Genomic DNA, 21,710 nt, shown 5'->3' on the forward strand with positions numbered 1-21,710 from the left:
GGTGCACTGACGGGCGGCGCAACTGCACTGATGCAGCTTTGACGAGGCCGCACTGGCACCGCGTTCTTCGGAAAAGGGGCGGCGCCAGTGCGTGCTGCGACGGAACGCCCAGCGTCCGACCGGCCACCGGAGCAGCGGGTCTGCCACCCCTGGGCCGGGGCTGGTCGCACTGCACCCGATTGATGAACCCCTGGCTCGCCGGCCGGTGCACGATACGGGTCATGCCGCTGAGCGACATCTCGCAGGCGAACGGCGAGATCGCCCATGCACAGCTGACGGGCCGGTGCCTCGGACAGGTACATCAGACCAGGTACCGCATTGCGGACAGCCGCATCTCTTTGCACAAGACCTTCGCGCGGGCTTCCGACCCTTCGCCAGCCCCCGACCCGGCACCACGGCGACCTGCCCGCCCGCATCCGGCGACGAAGTCCCAGCCGGCCTCCAGACGCGCTCACGAACCTCGCTCCAGGGAGACCGAAGCGCGGTCAGGTGGCCTGGTCGAAGAACTTCACGGCTGGTGGTCGGTGTGCTCGTGGTAGGACACGGTGCGCTCCTGTGCTGTCGGCCGTGGTGGGGCGGGACGCAGTGGCGTCCCGCGGGTCGGCTGGGTGTCTGAGGAAGAGGGGGTGGCGGCCGGTCAGTACTGGTTGCGTCCGGCCCTGACGCCGCCGTCGACGTCCCAGGTGGCGCCGGTGACCCAGTCGGTCTGGTCGGACAGGAGGAAGGCGACGGTGGGAGCGACGTCGTCGGGGGTTCCGATGCGGCCGAGGGGGTGGAAGGTGTTGAACGCGTCGAGGGCGGAGTCGATCTCGCCCTTGGGGATGAACGCCTCGTAGATGGGGGTCCGCACCACGGCGGGGGCCACGGTGTTGACCCGGATGCCGTAGGGGGCGAGTTCCATGGCCAGGTGCTGGGTGAGGGAGTGCAGGCCGGCCTTGGCCACGGAGTAGGCCGACGAGGGGGTGGCGGCCATGGCCTGGTGAGCCAGCATGCCGCCGATGTTGACGATGGCGCCCTTGTTGCCGCGGGCGATGATGTTGCCGGCGACGGTCTGGGTGACGAAGTAGAAGGCCCGGGTGATGGCCTGGTAGCGGTCGTAGTCCTCCTGGGTGTGCTCCAGGAAGGACTTCGGCTCGAAGATGCCGGCGGCGTTGACGAGCAGGGTGGCGTCGGCGTGCTGCTCGGTCAGAATGTCGCGCAGGCGGTCCACGGCAGCATGGTCGAACAGGTCGGCGGCCAGACCGACAGCGTTCCCGGACCCGGCCAGGGCGGCCACCGCCTGGGAAGCGCTGGTCTCGGACCGGCCGGTGACGACGGCGCTGCCGCCACCGTCGAGGACACGGCGAGCGACGGCCAGCCCCATACCGCTGGTACCGCCGATCACGACGACCTTCTGCCCGGTGAAGTCGGGGGTGCTGTTGGGCATGACGTGTGCTCCTTGATGCGCGTTCAGTACTTGTGAATCGCAAGTAGTGCCGGAAGGCACCGTAGACGGCTCCGCACGGCTCCGGTAGGGGATCACGAGTAATGCGGATATAACGGGTATTTATGGCCCGCCGCTCGACGCCGTGCCCGGGGCGCGGCCGGGGGGCCTCCCCGGCCCCCGTGAGCGCCGTGACACGTCGCCGCCGTCCTGGCGCACCGCGACAGACTTTCCGGGAACTGGCACGACGAGGACCAGGTCGAGTGGCTGAAGCAGGTCGGCGTCGACCTGATACGCGGTCACGGACGCCTCGACGGACCCAAACAGGTTGCCGTGCAGACCCCCGACGGCGAGACGATCCGACTGTCCGCCCGGCACGCCGTCGCCATGTGCACCGGCACCAGCGCCGTACTACCGGACCTGCCAGGACTGGACGGGGTGCATCCCTGGACCAGCCGGGAGGCGACCAGCGCCTACGAGGGGCCCGGCCGGCTGGCCATCGTCGGCGGGGGTGTGGTGGCCGTCGAAATGGCCACCGCCTGGCAGGCCCTCGGCTCCCAGGTGACCCTGCTGGTCCGCGAGGACGGGCTGCTGCAGCGGATGGAACCCTTCGCGGGGGAGATGGTCGCGCAGAGCCTGCGCGAGGCGGGCGTTGACGTGCGGTTCGAGACGAAGGTGACGTCGGTGGCGCGAGCGGGCGGCGAGGTGCGTATCGAGCTTGCGAACGGTGGGGAAGTGACGTGTGACGAGATCCTGTTCGCCATCGGGCGGGCTCCGCGCACGGCGGACGTCGGTCTGGAGACGGTCGGCGTCACCCCGGGTGACTGGCTGACGGTGGACGACACCTTCCAGGTGACCGGCGTCGACGGCGGCTAGCTCTACGCGGTCGGCGACGTCAACCATCGTGCCCTCCTCACCCACCAGGGCAAGTACCAGGCCCGGATCGCCGGCGCCGCCATCGGGGCCCGCGCCAAGGGCGAGCCGGTCGACGACGCCCGGTGGGGCGCGCACGCCGCGACTGCCGACAGCGCCGCGGTCCCTCAGGTCGTCTTCACCGACCCAGAAGTCGCCTCCGTCGGTCTGACGACCCGCGAGGCACAGCGGACCGGGCGCCGGGTAGAAGTGGTGGACTACGACATCGGACGGGTGGCGGGTGCGGCCCAGTACGCCGAGGGCTACCGCGGCAAGGCCCGTATGCTCATCGAGACCGACCGCGGCACCGTGGCCGGGGTCACCTTCGTCGGCCCCGCGTGGGAGAACTGCTGCACTCGGCCACCATCGCGGTCGTCGGCGAGGTGCCGATCGACAGGCTCTGGCACGCCGTGCCCGCCTTCCCGACGGTCAGCGAGGTCTGGCTGCGGCTGCTGGCGACCTATCGCACATAGTGGGTCAGGGACTGGCGCGGTGGCTGGTGCTCCCACGACCGCAGACTGAGCGTCGGCGCCCGCGCCGCCGTATTCCTCATTTCTCGGGGACGTGGATGGCGTGCAGGTCGTAGGCGACCAGCGCGTCGTGCGCCTCCCTCGGGAAGCGGGCCTTCTCGTCGACCGCCGCGGCGTGCGGTGCGATCTTGGCGTCGGCGAGTGCGGACCGTCTCGCGGAGCATGTCGTGCTCCTTGGGGGTGGTGTGCGGCGCTGCCGTTACGGGGGAGCGGAGCGCCGCACACCGGCCGGGCCCGTGCGGGGCGGCAGTATGGGCGAGCGGGTCGGGCACACCCTCGAGTGCTCGACCGGCAGAATGTGCGGTTCTGCTTGGCTCGCGTACCTGCCGCACCGTGGGCCCGGCGGTCAGGGGGAGCGGCGCGTCGTGGCGCCGGGTGCCGGGTGCCGGGTGCCGACGGGCCGGTACCGACGGAGCGGCGGGCGAACCGGGTGAAGTACTCCAGCGCTGCGCAGGCGGACCGAAGCCCTCCGGCTGCCGGCCCCGGGTCAGGGGGTGATCATCGGGGTGCGCAGGGTGCCGATGCTTTCGATCCAGGTGACCAGCACGTCTCCCGGAGCCAGGAACTTCTGCGGGGTGCGGGCACCGCCGACACCGGCCGGGGTGCCGGTGAAGATCAGGTCGCCCGGCAGCAGGGGGCATACGGCCGACAGGCGGGTGATGAGCTCCGGGACGTCGAAGACCATCTCGGAGGTGCGGCTCTTCTGCAGGACCTCGCCGCCTTCGAGCCGGCAGCCCAGCTCCAGGTCGTCGGGGTCGGCGAACTCATCGGTGCTGACCAGTTCCGGGCCAAGCGGTGCGAAGCCCGGGTAGGACTTGCCGAGGGAGAACTGCGGGGCAGGACCGGTCAATTGCAGCCGCCGTTCGGACAAGTCCTGCCCCACGGTCAGCCCGGCCACATACGACCAGGCGGTCTCACGGGTCGCGCGGTGGCAGTGGCGGCCGATGACGGCGACGAGCTCGGCCTCCCAGTCGACCAGCCCGTCGGGGAGGGTGACGGCCGTGTCATGGCCGGTCAGGGACGTAACGAACTTGGTGAAGACAGCCGGTTCCGACGGCACGTCCAGCTTCGACTCCGCGATGTGGTCCCGGTAGTTCAGACCGACCGCGAAGATCTGAGAGGGCCGGGGAACGGGCGGCCCCCACACCGCGCCGGCGTCCGTGCCGACCCGCGGGGCCCTCGCCGCGTCCGATGACGCCAAGAACGTGCGCGCCCAGGAGGAGAACGCCTCCCAGTCGGCCAGCGCGCTCTGCGCAGCGGGACCGAAACGTCCCCCACTCGCCTCCGTGGCGTCGAAGTAGCCCTGCGGGCCCTTGATGACCAGTCGTCCGTCGATGTTTGCCAGGCGCATGAGGTCCTCCATGCCGTGCGGTGTCCTGCGGCCGCAAGTCTTCACCCAGGATTTCGCTAAAGCAATAGATTAACGATAATTATTAGTATTGTCGTTTCGCTGCTACGGTGTTCGGTCATGGCTGGTGAGAAGGCAACGAGAGGCGGCGTCGTCTACGCGCTGATCCGCGAGGACATCTTTCAAGGGGTGCTCAGGCCCGGGCAGCGGCTGCGTCTGGTGGAGCTGGCCCAGCGCTTTTCGGTCAGCCAGTCGGTTGTGCGTGAAGCCCTTACCCGCCTGTCGGAGCAGGGCCTCGTCCACGCCGCCCCCCAGCAGGGATTCCGTGTGGTCACGGTGTCCCTGGAGGACCTGAACGAACTCACCGAAGCCCGGGTGGAGATCGAGACCCTGGTGCTGCGCCGGGCGATAGAACGGGGCAGCCTCAGGTGGGAGGCGGACGTGGTCGCGGCCCACCATCACCTGGCCGGTGTCACCGCAGTGCGGCCGGACGGCACCCTGAACAGCGAGTGGTTCACGATCCATGAGCGTTTCCACCAGAGGCTGCTCGATGCGTGCGGCAATGCCCGGCTGCTGGCCGCCGCCCTCAGCTTGAGGGATGCGGCCACGCTGTACCGGCGCTGGTCGCGGCCCGTGGGCCATGACACCCAGCGCGATGTGGCGGCCGAGCACCAAGAGCTCGTCGACTCGGTGCTGCGCAGAGACGCCGACGGGGCGGCCGAGCTGCTCGCCCGGCACATCGACCGCACCTCCCAGGCTCTGCGTGCGGTGATCGAGAAGGACCCCGCCACGGTGGAGTAGCCGGGCAGGGCGACGATGTTGCGGACACCGGCCGGCCTGCTCGTGCTCGCCCTGACCGAGAGCCGGCCGGGACGCGCAGTGCCGCTGTCGCCGGCGTCGTGCACGGGGTGGTCCGGCGGCGACCAGCAAGGCACAGCAGCGCATGCTGCTCTCACGACGGCAAGGACGGCGTCATGACGGCTCACCACACATCCGGTCCCGCCGACTGGATCTACCGGCTCGATCCGAAGCCCGAAGTGGCCGCCATTGCCGGCCACTACTGCTTCTACGACACGGAGCTGGTGAAGTAAGGGAGGGCTCACGGCCTTGGGATGCGTCCGCTGCAGAGATCTTCGACGCGGTGGGCGCGGTCGAGGGGCTCAGCGCTGCTCAGAGCACCTGGAGAATTCGAGCACAAGCATGGTTCCGGTCGTGGCCGAGTACGACTTCCCGCAGGATCTTCTCGACGCGCAGGCGCGCCTCCAGTAGGCACGAGCGACTGGGAGGCGCTGTGCCGAACGCTGCCCTGGTCGGTCGAGCCCACGTCTGGCTGGCCGGGGGAGGAGCATCCGCACACCGGGATCGTGACCGGCGGCTGGGAGGACAGCCCCGGCTACACCGACGAGCAGAAGGCGGAGGACACGCGGCTGCGCGCGCTGGTGCGGGACCTGTCGATCACGGTGTCCACACACCCGTACTGGGCGACTCTCCAGGGCGGGGACGTCGTGGCAGCCCGGATGGCGCTGAAGCACCACCCCGATGTCCTGCCAAGCCCCGCCGGGGCATAACTGATGGATGCGTGAACCGTGATGGATCACCTGACTGAGAGACGTGGCAGGTCCTCACCTTTACCGACCACATCGAAGGTGACCGGGTCACCCGTTGGAGCGGCGTGTAGCCCCCTCGCGTTCTGCTTTACCGTGCGTGGAAAGCCTCTTCGTCACGTGGCGTTGAGGGGGGGCGGATGCGGCGATCTGTTTGCCGGCTTCTTCTTCAAGTCGGTCCACGACAGCGGTTGCTCACGGGTGGTTTGGGAGGCACCCCGAATCTCGGAGGGGCGCTGTTCGCGAGTTTTGACGGCACTGTGGTGCTTGCCAGGACAGCATGGGGATGCTCCTCGCTACAGGGGCTGGTCACGCGTCCCGTCGAGCGCAGGTTCTAATTAATACTGATCCAGGCGGTGTGCGTACGGGGTCGGCAGAGACTGCGTGCCGCCTCCGGGGAACCAAGCCGTACAAAGATCCCGGTACCGTTCGGGGATCGACATGCCGTGTACGTATGCGTCATCGGTCGACCAGTAGCCAAGAAGCAGCCGGATGAGCGCCCTGTCATCGGGGAGCAGGTCGCCGCGTCGCAGCGCGTCGAACGCCTTGTCGTAGACCCTGTCCGGCTGCTGCACGGCAGCCCGGCGCCGCAGCTCGGGCTCGAGCTTCCGCACCAGGGACGACCGGTTCAGAACGGCGGCCATCATCCCGCCGCTCGGCGGAAATCTCTGCTGGTAGGTGCAGCCCATATGGCGAGCCACTTGGCCGGTGAGGCTGTCGGCCGGCTCCCGCACTGTGAATCCGCTCAGACGCCGTTGCCAGCAGAGTCGGGCGGTGGCCATGAGCAGCAGGTGTGCCGCGGTGGCATTCTCGGCCACCAGTTCGTCCACGGTCAGCGAATCCAGGGGGGTCACCGAAGGCTCGGCCCTCCAGCACGGCATAGCCGACGGCAGCACCATCGGTCTGCAGGACCAGGGTCTGCGATCCAGGCTTCCACGTGGCCTGGGGGATGAGTCGGTTCCAGCCTGCGTGCCGTGCGTGGGTCCAGGGCCGCTGAGCGTGCGCGGTGTTGTACAGACGGATCATCGCCGGAAGATCGGCCGGAGAGCCGCTGTGGATGCCCGGGACGGCCGTACCCAGATCGTCTCCCACCGCCTGTTCGACGTTGCGCACGGGGATGACCAGGTGCCCTTCGGCGACGGCTCCGACGAAGCCGAACTGCTCGTACACCCCCTCGATACCGTTGGATACGAAGGCGATGCCCACCCTCTGTGCCATGCCGGCCAACGCCTGGCGGAGGAGTCGACTCATGTGCCCTGACGTCGGAACTCGGGCTGGGTCTCCACGCCACCGATGCCTTCCGCGGCAACGGCCACCGCGCCGAATCGCAGTTGGAAGGAGAGCGCCTCCAACTCGGCGACCGGATCGCCTCCAGCGGTCCGCAGCCGGCAGTAACGCACTTGCAGACTGCGCACTTCCTGATCCGGAACTTCGGTGTAGCCGGCCCTTGGCTCATGATCCGACACGGAAGGTCCTCAGCTTCTTGATCGCACGGCGGTGCCGTCATTTCCCGTGAACATCAGCGATGTCCTTTACCGGCCCACTGCTGCTGAGACCCGTAACGCTGTCACCGAAAGTGAATGAAGTCAGATGTTCCCGTGACTCACCGACAAAGCCACCGAGCGCTGTGACGACAGCGTCGATGTACGGGCGGTGCGGCGGTGTCTGGTCGCTCATGTCCTGGACAACGAGCAGTCCAGCGCTGCGGCACGTGCATGACGTCTCGCTCGGGCTGCGCCGTCCGATGGGACACCACCGCATCCGGCTGACTCATCGTCTGGAATCCCGCACCACACGGCTCCCAATACGCGCTGTCCAGGCGCCCGGGGGGTAGCACATAGTGGACCGGACACTTCACCGATCACGAACGGACGGCCTGTGACGACTGCGTACAGCGAATCCTCCACCGAGCGCATCCCGGGACGGTCCTGGACCATCCGCCTGACGGGACACAGCGACCGCACCGCCACCGTCACCTGCAGCACCGCCGCGTGCCGCATGCCGGCCCGCTCCAAGAACCTCGCCGCGATGCGCACCTTCGCCGCCCAGCACGCCGCCGCCCACGCCAAGGTGGCCACGATCCGGCCCAACGCCTCCTGCCATTGCCGCGCCCAGCAGTGCGCCGCCCACCCGGACATGACGGTGCACTGCGCCGGCGCCGTGGTGATGATCCTGCGCCATGACCCGACGGTGGGCCGAGTGTGGAGCGTGGAGGAAGTCTGCGCGGCCTGCGCTCCCCTGATCACCCACGCTACGGTCATCGCCCGTGCCGCCCGGCCCCAACCTGCCGCACCCGAGAAGGATCCCGCGCAGGTCCCGGCCCCGCGCTCGGCCGTACCGGGTGGGTTCTCCTCGCCGGGCGCCCCGACGACTGGTGATGCCCAGCGCCGCCGGCCCCGGCCCACGGCCCGGCGACCGCGCCGCCCGGGCAACGGGCAGGGACGCTGACCGCACAGCGGCGCGAGAGTGCCACGTCGAGATGGGCGAAGGGGCTGGGGTAGGAGCGCGGGGCGACGTAGCCGATGGGGTGGCGGGGAATGCCCCACTCGTCGAGGAGCTGTGTGATGCTGCCCCCGTGGCGGTCCGCCGGCGTCGACACCCTCCACGGCCTGTCCCGCATCCTGCCGTTCCTGGACCCTGTATCCGCCGACGAAGCGGCTCGCCTGTTGCGAGGATGACCTCGCAAGACCTGCCCAGCGAGCGCCACGAGCACCTGATGGCGATGCGCGGCGCGGAGGTACATCGACGATTCGGACGTCAAAGCGCAGGTTGCGGATCGGCGCTGGTCACATGGGCGCTGTCAGCCCAAAGTAAGCGGACTTTTGTGTTCCGGGGACCAAGAGTCGGTGCCGCGGTCGCGGGTTGACTGCTCTGTGTGGGTGGCAGGAGCCGGCCACTCGGCCCGGCCGCTGGGGCGTCACCGTGGTGCTGTGACGGTGCCTGCGCGGTCGGGCCGACGGTACTGGAGCACGGTGCGAGGCAGCCATGGACAGTTTGGTCGGAGCTTGGGCCCTTGAGGACTTCTCGGAAACATGTCAGGGGACGGTCATCCGTCCGCTCGGGGAGCGTCCCAGCGGGGTGCTGCTCTACGCCGCCGACGGGTGGATGAGCGCACTGCTGACAGCCGATCCCGATGTGGCCCCGGTCGCATCCCACGTCCAGGAGACAGTGGGCCGGACCGTGGCGTATGCCGGCCGCTGGGAGCGCGAGGCGGACGGGCCGGTCATGCACCTTATTCAGGCCAGTCACTACGCACCGTGGGTGGGGACGACCTTGGTGCGCGATGTCCGGTTCAGTCCGGGACGGCTGGAGCTGACAGCTGCCGGGGCCGATGAGTCCCTGTTGCGCCTGCGCTGGCGACGGGCCGACGCCTGACGGCGTGGGACCGGGCCGGCCGCCCGCCTCACAGCCGGAGCAGCGACAACGACCGCCTGGCTGATCACCCTCTCATCCCCTCTTCCCCTTTATTCTCATGGAGGTGTTGTGCCATGCGCACAGCCAATCTGAACGGCCGGCTGGTGCTCGTCCTCGACGACGGTGCCGTGGACGTGGAGAAAGCCAGTGACGGGCTGTTCTCCTCGGACCCGCAGGCAGTCTTCGACCGCTGGGCCGAGTTCCGCGACTGGGCCCGGTCCGCGGCCGCGACCGGCCACGAGCGGACGCCTTTGGAGGAGCGGCAGTTGGGCGCGCCGGTTCCGCGTCCGCGGCAGGTCTTCGCCGTTGCCTTGAACTACGCCGACCACGTGGCGGAGTCGGGGGTCGCCGTACCGGAGCGTCCCGCTGTCTTCACCAAGTACCCCACGTCCCTGACCGGGCCGTACGACACGGTCTCGCTGCCGAGTGCCTTGGTCGACTGGGAGGTCGAGCTGGTAGCGGTGATCGGTCGTGAGGCGTCCCAGGTCGCCGTCTCGGACGCGTGGCAGTACGTGGCCGGCCTCACGCTCGGCCAGGACCTGTCCGAGCGCGGCATCCAGTTGTCGGGACCGGCGCCCCAGTTCTCGCTGGGCAAGTCGTTCCCCGGCTTCAGCCCGACCGGGCCGGTGCTGGTCACCCCGGACGAGTTCGACAACCCCGACGACCTCGCGCTCGGCTGCGCGATCGACGGCGAGACCATGCAGGACTCGCGCACCTCCCAGCTGATCTTCTCGGTGTCCCAGCAGATCGCCTGGATGTCGTCGATCTGCCCGCTGCTGCCCGGCGACCTGATCTTCACCGGCACACCGGCAGGCGTGGGCGGTACCCGGGACCCGCGCCGCTTCCTGGCCCCCGGCGAGGAACTGCGCAGCTGGATCGACGGCATCGGTGAGCTGCGCAATCCGCTGGTCGCCGGCCCCAGCTACCCCGAAGGCCCGCAGGCCGTCTGACGCGCGGCTTCCGCACCTTCCTGCGTACACCACCCGCACACTGAAGCTCTTGGAGGAGACTGCCATGGCCCTGCACCGCGTGGCGCACATCACGATCGGGGTGCCCAATGTGGCCGACACCTCGGCCTACTACGCCGATTTCGGGCTGACGGACCTCGGCGACGGCCGTTTCGCCACTGCCGACGGCGGTGAACAGCTCAAGATCGTTCACGCGGCGCGGCGCCGCCTGGAAGAGCTCACCCTGAGCGCCGACGACCCCGACGACCTGAGTCGGATCGGCTCGGCCCTCGACCGGCTCGAGGTGCCGTTCGTCCGGGACTCCCACCGCCTGCGCGCGGTCGACCCGGGCACCGAGGTGACGGTGACCGTCGAGGTGCAGCCGCGCATCGTGCAGTCCGCGGCCGCGCGGATGCCGTACAACGCTCCCGGGCGGATCGAGCGGACCGGGGAGCGTGCCCCCGGCGTACTTCGTGAGGGGCCGGTGCGCGTCCGCCGCCTGGGACACGTCGTCCTGGGCTCCACCGACCAGGAGGCTTCCCAGCGCTTCTTCACCGAAGGGCTCGGCTTCAAGGTCAGCGACCAGGCACCGGGCGCGGCGTTCCTGCGCTGCTCCACCGACCACCACAACGTCCTCGTCCAGCAGGCCCCCATCTCCTTCCTCCACCACACCTCCTGGCAGGTGGACGACGTGGACGAGGTCGGACGCGGCGCCACACGGATGCTGGAAGGCCACCCCGAGCGCCATGTGTGGGGTCTGGGCCGCCACCAGCTGGGGTCGAACTTCTTCTGGTATCTCAAGGATCCGGCCGGCAACTTCTCCGAGTACTACTCCGACATGGACTGCATCGTCGACGACCAGCTGTGGACCCCCGGGGTGTGGGAGGACGCCCGCGTCGCCCTGTACAACTGGGGCCCGCCGGTACCGCCGTCCTTCCTGCGCCCCGAGGACCTCGCCGCGCTGATGACCGGCGCGCACGACGCCAGCTGATCGAACGAAAGAAGGAAGCGGAAGCACGTATGAGCACCTCTACCAAGGGCCTTGCCGCGGAGGCCTACGACGTGCTGGTGGTCGGCGCCGGTCCGGTCGGGCTGACCACGGCCATCCAACTGGCCACCCGAGGCCGCCGGGTCGGCATCGTCGAACGCTGGCCGCAGCAGTACCCGCTGCCGCGCGCCGTCGTCTTCGACCACGAGGCCGGCCGCATCCTGGCGTCGCTTGGGGTGGACATGGCCGCTGTCAGTGAACCCGCTGTGGACTACGAGTGGCGCAACGGAGAGGGTCAGCAACTCCTCCATTACGACTTCTCGGACGGCAGCCACTCCGGCTGGCCCAACCTGAGCGCGTTCAACCAGCCCACCTTGGAAGCGGCCTTGAACGAGCGCGTCCAGTCGCTGCCGGGGATCGACATCCTGCGCGGCTGGGAAGCCGTGGGCGTCCAGGCGGGCCCCACGGCGGTGGACGTCACGGTGGCGGAGAGCTCGGGAGACGAGCCCCTGCTCCGTGACGGGGTGCGCGCGCAGCGTACTCTCCGGGCCGCGTACGTCGTCGGCTGCGACGGTGCCAACAGCTTCATCCGCTCGTGCATGCGCACCTCGGTCACCGACCTCGGCTTCAAGTTCGACTGGCTGGTCCTCGACGTCATACCCCATGACCGGGACCGCGAGTGGACGCCACGGAACCTGCAGCTCTGCGATCCGGCCCGGCCGACCACGGCGGTGGTCGGCGGCCCGGGCCGCCGTCGCTGGGAGTTCATGCGCCTGCCCGGCGAGTCCATCGCCGAGCTCAACCAGGCCAAGACCGCCTGGAAGCTGCTCGAGCCGTGGGACCTGCACCCGGACAACGCCACCCTGGAGCGGCAAACCGTCTACACCTTCCAGGCGCGCTGGGCGGACTCCTGGCGCGAGGGCCGACTGCTGCTGGCCGGGGACGCGGCCCACCAGATGCCGCCGTTCGCCGGGCAGGGCCTGTGCTCGGGCCTGCGTGACGCCATCAACCTGAGCTGGAAGCTCGACCTGGTGCTGTCCGGGAAAGCCGAGGACAGTCTGCTGGACACCTACACCACCGAGCGATGCCAGCATCTGCAGCATGCGATCGAGAAGTCTGTGGGCCTGGGGAGGGTCATCTGCGAGCCGGACCCGGCCGCGGCCGCCGAGCGCGACGCCCGCATGATCGCCGACCAGCAGGCAGGCCGCGTACCACAAGGAGATCAGTTCCTGGTGACCTTCACCGGCGGACTGCTGGACCGCGACTGCACCGGCGCCACGGCGGAGCCGACCGGGCAGCTCAGCCGGCAGGGACGGGTGCGGTTCGGGGACCGTACCGGCATGTTCGACGAAACCGTCGGCATCGGGCTCACCCTGCTCACCACCGGTGATCCGCGTGACGGGCTCGACGAGGACACCCTGGCCTGGTGTGAAGAGGTCGGGCTCCGCCTGCTGAGGATCACCGACGACCCGGCGGCGAACGGCCCCGACGTCGTCGTCGATCTCGACCGCACCTACCTGGCCGACCTGGCCCGTACCGGCCTTGAGGCCATGCTGGTGCGCCCCGACTTCTACATCTTCGGCGGCGCCAAGAGTACGGCCCACATCCCGCGTCTGGTGGGTGAGCTGCGCGGCCGGCTCACGGCGGTCCCCGCCCCGCAGCCGACCGCCTGAGCCGCCGGCGCCATGTCGCCGTCCTCGGGGAGTGCCGGCCACGGCCGGCGCTCCCCGAGCCGCCCGCGTGCCGCCGCGCGGAGTGCACAACCCCTGCCGGTGAACGGTGCGACCGTCCCGGCCGGGCAGCACGCCTCCCGCTGTCGGCCGCACGGTGCCCCCGTCAGCGGCGTGCTCACTCTTCGGAGATATCCTCTGACCGGGGCGGCAGCGGCGAGCGGCCCGCTTGTCGGCTTCCCCGGCGACGGAGGGACGAGAAGCGTGACGGGTGAGTGGCTCCAGTGGTTGCGGCCGGATCCCGGCCGCCCCACCGAGTCAGTCGTGTCGCCGGCCGAGCTGGCCGCGGCACGCACAGAACTCGGCGCGGCCGCGGTCCAGTGGGCGCTCCAGAGCTCCGAGACCATCGCGGAGGAGGTCCTCAGCAAGGTGCCTGAGCACGGCGGCGGTCCCGATGCCGCGACCACCCTGCGACGTGTGATCCAGTCCACGGTGCTCACGGGCTTGCGTCTGATGCTGTCCGACTTCAGCGGGCCCCTCCCCACCCTCGCCGAGGAAGCGCTGGAAGGATGCCGGGAGTTCGCGCGCCGCGGAATCCCGCTGGAGCTCGTCCTGCGCGGAGTGCGGCTCGGACACGCGCAGCTGGCGGACGGCCTGGCAGCAGGAGTCGAGAAGCACGTCCAGGCCGACCAGCGCCTGGCCGAGCTGCGCCGGCTCGAGGACATGATGTTCACCTACGTCGACGCACACTCGAGCGTGATGGCCGAGGAGTACATCGCCGAACGGGACCGCTGGCGCGGCAGTGACGAAGCCGCCCGCCGCGCCGTCATCGACGAACTGCTGGCCGGCCGCCCGGTCGACCAGGAAGCCGCCGCCCGGCGTCTGCGATACGACCTGTCCGGCACGCACGTGGCCGCGGTGCTGTGGTGCGACGACACCGTCACCTCCGCGCCCGCCGCGGAACGGCTGCACCACGACGGCATCCACCATGGCCTGCTCCCTGGAAGCGGCCAGGACGCTCATCATCCCGGCCCACGACAACAGTGTGTGGGTATGGTTCGCCGTCAGCGGCGAGACCGCCGAAGACCACATCCGACACCTGCGCAGCTCCCTGCCCGAGCCGGCAGGGGTGCGTGCGGCTCTCGGCCCGCCCGCACCAGGGCCCCACGGCATGCGCCGCAGCCATCTGGGGGCGTTGCAGGCACAACGGATGGCCTTGCACGCTTCGGGCTCCTGGCTCTGCGACTACCAGGACATCCGCCTGGCGGCCCTCGTCACGGCTGACTCCGAACACGCACGCTGGTTCGTACAGGAGGTCCTCGGGCCGCTGGCCTCCGAGGGAGCCCGCCTGCGTGAGCTGCGCGAAACCCTGCGCGTCTACCTCGCCGAGGAACGCAGCACCCGCACCGCGGCCGAACGCCTGCACATTGCCCGCAACACCGTCACTTACCGCGTCAAACGCGCGGAGGAACTGCTGCCCGTAACCACCACAGCAGTCAGCTCATTGGAAGTGCGCGTAGCGCTCGAAATCGCGGCTGCCTCGCCAACCGGCACGTCGGCCATCGAATAGCTAGCGAGGGGACCACCGGCTTTAGCCGGTTGGGGAATCGCTTCTCTGGGCTGCTCTGGCCTCAACTCGGCCTATGGATCTGCGCTGTTGACCTCAGCTAGATGTGCGGCGCGCGTATAGTGATCACGTGACTGTGACGCGGAAGGTTCGCCGGTACTCCTGGCGGCGTGTATGACTTGGGGCTGCACGTGGTGTGGTGCCCGAAGTACCGCCGCCGGGTGCTTGGTGGCCGTGTGAGCTGATCGAGCAGAAGGCCGCCGAGAAAGGCTGGGAGATCATCGCCCTTGAGGTGATGCCCGATCACGTTCACCTGTTCGTCAAGCACGATCCGAAAGCCTCCGCGTCGTACGTGGCGCACCAGTTCAAGGGCTTCACCTCCCGCGTACTGCGCGAGGAGTTCCCGCATCTGAAGTCGCGGATACCCACGCTGTGGTCGTCCTCGTTCTTCGTCGCCTCGGTCGGCGCGGTCAGCGCCGACACGATCGAGAAGTACATCAACACGCAGTGGGAACGGCCCTCGACGAAGCAGGAGAAGGAGCAGGAGGAGGAGGCCGAGCGTGCACCGCGCATATAAGTTCCTCCTCCGCCCCACCATCCGCCAGGCCGCCGCGCTGGGCGAGATGCTGCGGGATCACTGCTCCCTCTACAACGGTGCATTGCAGGAGCGTCGCGACGCCTACCAGCACGTCTCCAAGGTCACTGTCCGGTACGGGCAGCAGTCCGCGCAGCTCAAGACCATTCGGGCGTTCGATGCGGAGCGACAAGGCCGCTGGTCGTTCTCGTCGCAGCAGGCGACGCTTCGACGTCTCGACAAGGCGTTCACGGCGTTCTTCCGCCGGGTAAAGGCCGGGGAGAAGCCGGGCTATCCCCGCTTCCGTGGCGTGAACTGGTTCGACACGGTGGACTTCCCGAAGGACGGCGACGGCTGCCGGTGGGACTCCACCCCGCACGATCCGGTGATCCGCGTCCGGCTGCAAGGTGTCGGGCACATTCGTGTGCACCAGCACCGGCCCGTGAAAGGCCGGGTCAAGACCATCAGCGTCAAGCGCGAGGGCAAGCAGTCTATGTGATCCTCGCCTGTGACGAGGTTCCCGCCGAACCGATCCCCGCCACAGGCATGGTCACCGGCATCGACATGGGCATAGCCCACTTCCTCACCACCTCAGAGGGTGAGCACCAGCCGAACCCGAGGCACGGCAAGCGCAACGCCGACGCTCTCGCCAAGGCTCAGCGGGCGCTCAAGGCGTTCCCGCGCCGGAGGCGGGAAAACCCGCACAGTCAAGCACCGCCGGGCGGTGGAGAAGGTCGCCAAGCTGCACCGCAAGGCGACGCCAGCGGACTGACCACGCGCATAAGACCGCGCTCGCGCTCGTCCGCACCTACGACGTGATCGCGCACGAGCGGCTGAGCATCGCGAACATGGTCCGCACCCCCAAGCCCAAGCCCGATCCCGAGGCGCCCGGCAGCTTCCTGCCGAACGGTGCAGCGGCCAAGGCCGGGCTGAACAAAAGCATCCACGATGCGGGTTGGGGGGTGTTCCTGGGCATCCCGCATAAGGCTGAGAGCGCCAATCGCAAGCTGATCCCGGTGAACCCCCGTAACACCTCCCGCACCTGCCCCGCCTGCGGGCACGTGCCCGGCGAGAACCGCACCACCCAAGAGAAGTTCGAGTGCACCCGGTGTCGTCACACCGCCCATGCCGATCAGGTGGGCGCACTCAACGTCGCTATCAGGGCCGGGCTGGTCCTTCCCGACGTGGCCTGAGCCACCGACAGGAGAAGCCCCCCGGATTTATCCGGAGGGAGGAGTCACTGGCTGAAGGCTGTCCTTCGTACGCTTGCGGGTCCGCTGCATCAAGCGGCCCGGGCGACCTGGCGCCGTCGGTCTTCCTCCACCTGCCGCTCGAGCTGCTGGATGGTGCTCTCGGTCTGCTGCAGCTGAAAGCGGAGCCAGTCGCGCAGGGCCTTGTGTTTCTGGAGCCGCTGCTCCGGGGCGAGGCCGGGCATGGCGTGCCGCCTTCGCTATGCGGCCGCGGCGTCCGCCGGCACGGCATTGTGAACGCCGGGGTGGCGTGCTCAGGCGTGACGGGCCACTGCGTCGTACGCGGCGACGATCAGCAGGGTGCACAGATCCACGATCTCCTCGACGCTGCCCGTCTGGCGGCCGAGCGTCCAGTCGACCAGGAGTTCGTTGACGCCGCCGACGAGTGCGATCGCCATCATGGGCAGTTTCGGCGTCGTCCGTGTCCCCATGTGCCGGAGCGCGACCGCGGCGATGAAGTCGGCGAACTCGTGCATGACCGCGTGGCGGCGCTGTTCGAGGCGGGGGCCGACCCCGACCACCTCGATCAGCACGATGCGGGCCTTGCGCGGGTCGTCGGTCAGCGTGCGGACGAATACGTCCAGGCCGGCGCGGACCTGCGCTTCGAGCTCCGGACCGGCCTGGTCGGCTGCGGCGAAGGTCGCCACCTGGACCTCGCGGATCAGCTCGTCGTAGACCGTGGCGAGCAGATCCTCCCGGTCGCGCAGCGATTCGTAGAAGTACCGCTCGGTGAGCCCGGCCTCCCGGCAGATGTTCTTCACCGACGTGGCCGCGTAGCCGGTGGTGCCGAACAGCTCCAGCCCGGCGGCGATCAGCCGTGCTCGCCGCTCCTCGCGTCGCTGTGCCGCGTCACGGCCCCCGTACCGGCGTCCCCCGCCCCGTGCCGTCACGCCCACCTCACTGCTTTCCTGTCGGACTCCTTGACAGCATGCCCGACCAATCTGACACTGCTCCGTGTCAGATTGGGGCTTGGCAGGCGGCCCGCACGAGGCGTGCAAGGACGGAGAGTCATGACAGAGGAGTCGGTACGCCGTGCGACGGGAAGACCGCTGCCCCGCTCGGCCCGATCGCCGCTCGAGGGCCGGGTGGTCGCGGTCACCGGCGCGGGCCGCGGCATCGGCCGGGCCGTCGCGGACACCCTGGCGGGGGCCGGCGCCCTGGTCGCGCTCGGAGACCTGGACGAGGCGGCGGCCCGAACCGCGGCGGAGGAGATCTGCCGCACCGCGGACGGCCACGCGGCGGGCTTCGCCCTGGACGTCACGGACACCGCGTCGTTCGCGGCCTTCCTGGACCGGGCGGAAGAGCGGTTCGGGCCCGTGGACGTACTGGTCAACAACGCCGGGATCATGTGGGTCGGGCCGTTCGCGGACGAGGCCGAGCAGACCGCGGTCCGCCAGTTCGACGTGAACGTGCACGGGGTGCTGCGCGGGATGAAGCTCGCGGCGCCCCGGATGCGCGCCCGCGGCACCGGACACATCGTCAACATTGCGTCCGCGGCCAGCAAAGTGACCCCCATGGGCGAGGCCACCTACGCCGCCACCAAGCACGCCGTCCACGGCTACAGCTCCGCGGTGCGGGCCGAACTGCGCGGCAGCGGTGTCCAGGTCTCCCTTGTCATGCCCGGTGTCGTGGACACCGAGCTGGCGGTCGGCACCAGCGCCGGCCCCACCCGCCGTCTGACCCCGCAGGACGTCGCCCGAACGGTCCTGAGCGTGGTCCTGCGCCCCCGGCCCGAGGTGTTCGTACCGCGGCACATCGGTCTGGTCCCGTGGGTCTCCGCGCTGCTGCCGGCCAAGGCCCGGGCGGGGTGGCTGCGGTTGGTCGTGCCCGACCAGCTGGCCGCGCTCACGGACCCGTCGGTACGCGCCGCCTACGAGCGCGACAGCGGCGCCGCCGCGACACAAACCGGCGGCGCCGCCCCACAAACCAAGGGGAGGACCCAACGATGAGCGCGCCCAGAACCGAGCAGCCACCGCCCGGTGACACCCTCGGCGCCGGCATGCGCACGATCCCGGAATTCGAGGGCGTGCACAAGGTGTGGCCACGGGGCGACCGGCTCCAGGCCGTGCGCGAGGCCGCCCTCGCCTATCGCGAGCGCTTCCGCGGCCAGGGCCGGATCCACGCGGTGCGCAGCTTCGACATCGCGGCCGCGCCGTACCCTACCCGGTACGCCTTCCACGGCGCCGCGATCGGCCCGAACCCGTTCGTCAACATCGTCAACCGGGTACTGGTCGTGCACTTCGACGGCTTCGACAAAGTGCCCAGGACCTTGGTCTGGGAGCCCACCGTCGCCGCCGGGTCGAGCACCGCCCCCTTCTACGCCCAACTCAAGCGCCTGGCGGGCGACTTCCTCAGCGACCGGGTGTTCACCCGCTACTACCACGAGCCCGAGGAGGTGCTGCCCCTGTGCGGTCTGCGTCCGCAGGACGTCGACTACGTCAGCTTCGACCACCTGCACGTCCAGGACGTCCGGCTGATCATGGGCAGCTCCAAGCCCCTCCCCGGACAGCCGACCCCGCCCGAGCCGCTGTTCCCCCGCGCATCCCTGCTGGTGCACCGCAAGGAGCTGGGCACCTTCGCCTCGCCGCACCCGATGCAGTGGGCCTGGTACGTCGACGGCGGCATGGATGGTGTGCCCGAGGACCGCGTCGCCGCCTTCGACGAAGACGTGGAACTCGGCGTCGGCGTGAGCCTGCTGTGGACGCCCGGCCACACCGACGGCAACCACTCGCTCGTGCTCAACACCCCCGACGGCATCTGGGTCTCCTCGGAGAACGGGGTGGCGGCCGACAACTGGCAGCCCGAGCTCTCCCGGATCCCCGGGGTCAGGCGGCACGCGCGGTTCTTCGGCCACGAGATCGTGCCCAACGCCAACACTCTCGAGGACTCCCTCGATCAGTACGACTCCATGGTCAAGGAGAAGACGCTCGCCGACCGCAGCGCCCGGGACCCGCGCTGGCTGCAGATCCTGCCGTCCTCGGAAATCGCCCGCTGGAAGCGGCAGTGGCCGGTCTGGCCCACGTACTCGCACGGCGGACTGCGCTACGGCAGCTTCCCGGGCGAGGCCGCGGACGGCCGAGGAGAGACCCGGTGACGATCGCCCCACCCTCCGCACGATCGCCGCCGAGGGCGTCGAACCGGGTTCGTCGAGAACGCCGACCACGGGGGCGCCTTGAACGTTTTGCACAGGCCGGGCTGGTCCTCTGCGCGGAGGTTTTGGTCCCACCGAGAGGTCTCCCGAGTGACGCTCCTCAAGAATCCTCAGGGGATCGCCCGCCGATACCCCCGGATGTTTGCGCACTGGCGCCAGGCACCGTGGCGATGCGGGGTCTGATGAGCAGAACGACGAGAGCCGTGTAACGGGCGAACTGTTACGCACGGTTCTGTGAGGGCCAAGAAGGTGACTGCTGCTTCCTCTTCGCGCGAAAGGCCTCAGTGTGCCTCATCGCCGTGAGACTCGGGCATGGCACGAGAGCGCACTCAGGAGTGCATGAGGTTCAGCGGCAGATGGCGCCGTAGGCGGGGGATCCGACGAGTTTGGCGTATTTGCCAAGGACGCCGGTGGTGTAGCGCGGGGTGTGGGGTTTCCAGTGGGCGCGGCGCCGGGCCAGTTCTTCGTCGTCGACGAGGAGGTCGAGGCGGCGGGAGGGCATGTCGAGGCGGATCCGGTCGCCGTCGGCGACCAGGGCGATGGGGCCTGCGGTGGCTGCTTCGGGGGCGATGTGGCCGACACACAAACCGGTGCTGCCGCCGGAGAAGCGCCCGTCGGTGAGCAGGAGCAGGTCTTTGCCCAGACCGGCGCCTTTGATGGCACCAGTGACGGCGAGCATCTCCCGCATTCCGGGGCCCCCTTTGGGGCCTTCGTAGCGGATGACGGCGACGTCGCCGGGGTGCAAGGTGCCTGCGGTGAGGGCGTCCATGGCCTCTTGCTCGCCGTCGAAGACACGAGCGGTGCCTTCGAAGACCTGGGAGTCGAAGCCGGCGCTCTTGACGACCGCGCCCTCGGGGGCGAGGGAGCCATGGAGGATCGTCAGCCCGCCGGTCGGGTGTAGCGGACTGCTCAGCGGGTGGATGACCTTCCCGTCTGGTTCCGGTGGAGCAACAGCCGTCAGGTTGTCCGCGACCGTCCTGCCGGTAACGGTCAGGCAGTCCCCATGCAGCAGACCGGCGTCGAGCAGGGTCTTCATCACCACGGGCACGCCGCCGATGCGGTCCAGGTCGGTCATCACGTACCGACCGAAGGGCTTCACGTCGGCCAGGTGCGGGGTGCGGTCGGCGATCCTGTTGAAGTCGTCGAGGACCAGGTCGACTCCGGCCTCGTGGGCGATCGCGAGCAGGTGCAGGACGGCGTTGGTCGAGCCGCCCAGCGCCATGACCACGGCGATCGCATTCTCGAACGCCTCGCGGGTCATGATCTGCCGCGTGGTGACTCCAGTGTCGACCAGCTTCACGACGGCCTGTCCGGAGCGGCGCGCCAGCTCATCGCGGCGCGGGTCAGGGGCAGGCGGGGAGGCGCTTGCGGGCAGCGACATACCCAGAGCCTCGGCGGCGCTGGCCATGGTGTTGGCGGTGTACATCCCTCCGCAGGCGCCCTCGCCCGGGCAGGCGTGCCGCTCGATCGCGTCGAGTTCCTCTCGGCTGATCCGGCCCAGAGCGCACGCCCCGACCCCTTCGAAGGCGTCGATGATGGTCAGGTCCCGTCCATGCAGGCGGCCGGGCAGGGTCGAGCCCGCGTAGACAAAGACGGCTGCCACATCCAGGCGGGCGGCGGCCATGAGCATCCCCGGCAGCGACTTGTCACATCCCGCCAGCAGCACCACGCCGTCCAGCCGCTCGGCGAACATCACCGTCTCCACCGAGTCCGCGATGACCTCCCGGCTGACCAGCGAGGCACGCATCCCCTCGTGCCCCATCGAGATGGCGTCGGAGACCGAGATCGTGCCGAACTCCAGCGGGAAGCCGTCTGCCTCGCGCACGCCGTCCTTGCCGGCCTGGGCCAGGCGATCCAGCGACAGATTGCACGGCGTGATCTCGTTCCAGGATGAGGCGATCCCGATCTGTGGCTTGTCAAAGTCCGCATCGGTCATCCCCACGGCACGTAGCATCGCTCGCGCACCCGCACGCTCATAGCCGTCAGTGACATCCCTGCTCCGCGGCTTACGGTCAGTCGCTCTCTCAGACACGACAGCCACCCTGTTCTTGAGGCGTCGGCTTATGGCGTCCACCAGCCTGCCGCAGGCAGGCCAGCACCGCATCACAGCGCCGCAGCAAGCCAGCCGATGGCAGCGAATGTGGCATCCTTCCGGCGGATTGGTCGTTTCACTGCCCATGACGTGCACTTACGCTTGGCTTGCGCGCATCGGCTGGGGAACGGGTACCGCTCCGGCCGCAGTGTCCGGCGACTGGCCTGCGGCCAGTTCCTGCAAGAGCCGCACGACTACAGACCGCCATCATTGCGTCAGCAACGCCGCCTCAGCGGCAGG

At 69.4% G+C, this 21,710-nt stretch carries 18 protein-coding genes and 4 pseudogenes; 13 read left to right on the plus strand and 9 right to left on the minus strand.

Features of this window, described 5'->3' with window-relative positions; all coding sequences use genetic code 11:
• Positions 1 to 637 precede the first annotated feature (637 nt).
• A complete protein-coding gene (locus tag OG766_RS36395) occupies positions 638 to 1,426 on the minus strand; it encodes an SDR family NAD(P)-dependent oxidoreductase (RefSeq protein ID WP_328727376.1) in 789 nt (262 codons plus the stop codon).
• Between the two features lie 195 nt (positions 1,427 to 1,621).
• On the opposite strand from OG766_RS36395, the pseudogene OG766_RS36400 reads away from it, so the two are divergent.
• A pseudogene (locus tag OG766_RS36400) lies at positions 1,622 to 2,808 on the plus strand (dihydrolipoyl dehydrogenase family protein); the annotation flags it as partial.
• A gap of 33 nt (positions 2,809 to 2,841) precedes the next feature.
• Here the strand turns inward: OG766_RS36400 and OG766_RS36405 are convergent.
• Both OG766_RS36405 and OG766_RS36410 read right to left on the minus strand, forming a co-directional pair.
• A pseudogene (locus OG766_RS36405) lies at positions 2,842 to 3,029 on the minus strand (acyl-CoA dehydrogenase family protein); the annotation flags it as partial.
• Between the two features lie 323 nt (positions 3,030 to 3,352).
• Complete coding sequence (locus tag OG766_RS36410; protein WP_328727377.1) at positions 3,353 to 4,216, minus strand: fumarylacetoacetate hydrolase family protein; 864 nt, start codon at positions 4,214 to 4,216, stop codon at positions 3,353 to 3,355.
• 117 nt (positions 4,217 to 4,333) lie between these two features.
• Between OG766_RS36410 and OG766_RS36415 the strand changes: the two genes are divergently transcribed.
• Positions 4,334 to 5,014 carry a GntR family transcriptional regulator gene (locus OG766_RS36415; RefSeq protein WP_328727378.1) on the plus strand — a complete coding sequence of 227 codons (681 nt, stop codon included), beginning with the start codon at positions 4,334 to 4,336 and terminating at the stop codon, positions 5,012 to 5,014.
• 563 nt (positions 5,015 to 5,577) lie between these two features.
• Positions 5,578 to 5,781, plus strand: coding sequence for a hypothetical protein (locus tag OG766_RS36420; protein WP_328727379.1), 204 nt, complete (start codon positions 5,578 to 5,580; stop codon positions 5,779 to 5,781).
• A 374-nt stretch (positions 5,782 to 6,155) separates the two neighbouring features.
• Here OG766_RS36420 and OG766_RS36425 read toward each other — a convergent pair whose 3' ends face one another.
• Positions 6,156 to 6,647 carry a hypothetical protein gene (locus tag OG766_RS36425; protein WP_328727380.1) on the minus strand — a complete coding sequence of 164 codons (492 nt, stop codon included), beginning with the start codon at positions 6,645 to 6,647 and terminating at the stop codon, positions 6,156 to 6,158.
• A gap of 417 nt (positions 6,648 to 7,064) precedes the next feature.
• A complete protein-coding gene (locus OG766_RS36430; RefSeq protein ID WP_328727381.1) occupies positions 7,065 to 7,232 on the minus strand; it encodes a hypothetical protein in 168 nt (55 codons plus the stop codon).
• Between the two features lie 463 nt (positions 7,233 to 7,695).
• Here OG766_RS36430 and OG766_RS36435 point away from each other — a divergent pair, with 463 nt between their 5' ends.
• The 5 genes from OG766_RS36435 to mhpA all read left to right on the plus strand — a co-directional run bounded on the left by OG766_RS36435 (position 7,696) and on the right by mhpA (position 12,839).
• Positions 7,696 to 8,265 (plus strand): hypothetical protein, encoded by a 570-nt coding sequence (locus OG766_RS36435; protein ID WP_328727382.1) that lies wholly within the window; start codon positions 7,696 to 7,698, stop codon positions 8,263 to 8,265.
• 537 nt (positions 8,266 to 8,802) lie between these two features.
• On the plus strand, positions 8,803 to 9,192 hold the full coding sequence (locus OG766_RS36440; RefSeq protein ID WP_328727383.1) for a lipocalin-like domain-containing protein: 390 nt from the start codon (positions 8,803 to 8,805) through the stop codon (positions 9,190 to 9,192).
• A gap of 113 nt (positions 9,193 to 9,305) precedes the next feature.
• Complete coding sequence (locus tag OG766_RS36445) at positions 9,306 to 10,181, plus strand: fumarylacetoacetate hydrolase family protein (protein WP_328727384.1); 876 nt, start codon at positions 9,306 to 9,308, stop codon at positions 10,179 to 10,181.
• A gap of 64 nt (positions 10,182 to 10,245) precedes the next feature.
• The gene (locus OG766_RS36450) at positions 10,246 to 11,169 is read left to right on the plus strand and encodes a VOC family protein (RefSeq protein WP_328727385.1); all 924 of its coding nucleotides are present in this window, start codon (positions 10,246 to 10,248) and stop codon (positions 11,167 to 11,169) included.
• Between the two features lie 29 nt (positions 11,170 to 11,198).
• The gene (mhpA, locus tag OG766_RS36455; protein WP_328727386.1) at positions 11,199 to 12,839 is read left to right on the plus strand and encodes a bifunctional 3-(3-hydroxy-phenyl)propionate/3-hydroxycinnamic acid hydroxylase MhpA; all 1,641 of its coding nucleotides are present in this window, start codon (positions 11,199 to 11,201) and stop codon (positions 12,837 to 12,839) included.
• Positions 12,840 to 13,154: 315 nt separating this feature from the next.
• Here the strand turns inward: mhpA and OG766_RS36460 are convergent, their stop codons facing one another.
• Positions 13,155 to 13,826: a hypothetical protein gene (locus OG766_RS36460; RefSeq protein ID WP_328727387.1), complete on the minus strand. Its 672-nt coding sequence runs from the start codon at positions 13,824 to 13,826 to the stop codon at positions 13,155 to 13,157.
• On the opposite strand from OG766_RS36460, the gene OG766_RS36465 reads away from it, so the two are divergent.
• The 3 genes and pseudogenes from OG766_RS36465 (at position 13,825) to OG766_RS36475 (ending at position 16,170) form a co-directional block, all read left to right on the plus strand.
• Positions 13,825 to 14,406, plus strand: a complete 582-nt coding sequence (locus tag OG766_RS36465; protein ID WP_328727388.1) for a PucR family transcriptional regulator — start codon at positions 13,825 to 13,827, stop codon at positions 14,404 to 14,406. The two genes, OG766_RS36460 and OG766_RS36465, sit on opposite strands and share 2 nt — an antisense overlap.
• Before the next feature lie 167 nt (positions 14,407 to 14,573).
• Positions 14,574 to 14,980: pseudogene (gene tnpA / locus OG766_RS36470) on the plus strand (IS200/IS605 family transposase).
• Positions 14,964 to 16,170 (plus strand): annotated as a pseudogene (locus tag OG766_RS36475) (RNA-guided endonuclease InsQ/TnpB family protein). The pseudogenes tnpA and OG766_RS36475 overlap by 17 nt, the downstream one beginning before the upstream one ends.
• A gap of 89 nt (positions 16,171 to 16,259) precedes the next feature.
• Here OG766_RS36475 and OG766_RS36480 read toward each other — a convergent pair.
• A complete protein-coding gene (locus OG766_RS36480) occupies positions 16,260 to 16,412 on the minus strand; it encodes a hypothetical protein (protein ID WP_328727389.1) in 153 nt (50 codons plus the stop codon).
• 69 nt (positions 16,413 to 16,481) lie between these two features.
• A complete protein-coding gene (locus OG766_RS36485) occupies positions 16,482 to 17,117 on the minus strand; it encodes a TetR/AcrR family transcriptional regulator (protein ID WP_328727390.1) in 636 nt (211 codons plus the stop codon).
• Positions 17,118 to 17,237: 120 nt separating this feature from the next.
• Between OG766_RS36485 and OG766_RS36490 the strand changes: the two genes are divergently transcribed.
• Together OG766_RS36490 and OG766_RS36495 are read left to right on the plus strand one after the other, a co-directional pair.
• Positions 17,238 to 18,176 (plus strand): SDR family oxidoreductase, encoded by a 939-nt coding sequence (locus tag OG766_RS36490; protein WP_328727391.1) that lies wholly within the window; start codon positions 17,238 to 17,240, stop codon positions 18,174 to 18,176.
• The gene (locus tag OG766_RS36495) at positions 18,173 to 19,321 is read left to right on the plus strand and encodes a hypothetical protein (RefSeq protein ID WP_328727392.1); all 1,149 of its coding nucleotides are present in this window, start codon (positions 18,173 to 18,175) and stop codon (positions 19,319 to 19,321) included. Before OG766_RS36490 ends, OG766_RS36495 begins: the two co-directional genes overlap by 4 nt.
• 403 nt (positions 19,322 to 19,724) lie before the next feature.
• On the opposite strand, the gene ilvD is transcribed toward OG766_RS36495, so the two are convergent.
• Positions 19,725 to 21,452: a dihydroxy-acid dehydratase gene (gene ilvD / locus OG766_RS36500; protein WP_328727393.1), complete on the minus strand. Its 1,728-nt coding sequence runs from the start codon at positions 21,450 to 21,452 to the stop codon at positions 19,725 to 19,727.
• Between the last annotated feature and the right edge of the window lie 258 nt (positions 21,453 to 21,710).

It is taken from the genome of Streptomyces sp. NBC_00259, assembly GCF_036181745.1.
Taxonomy (GTDB): domain Bacteria; phylum Actinomycetota; class Actinomycetes; order Streptomycetales; family Streptomycetaceae; genus Streptomyces; species Streptomyces pratisoli.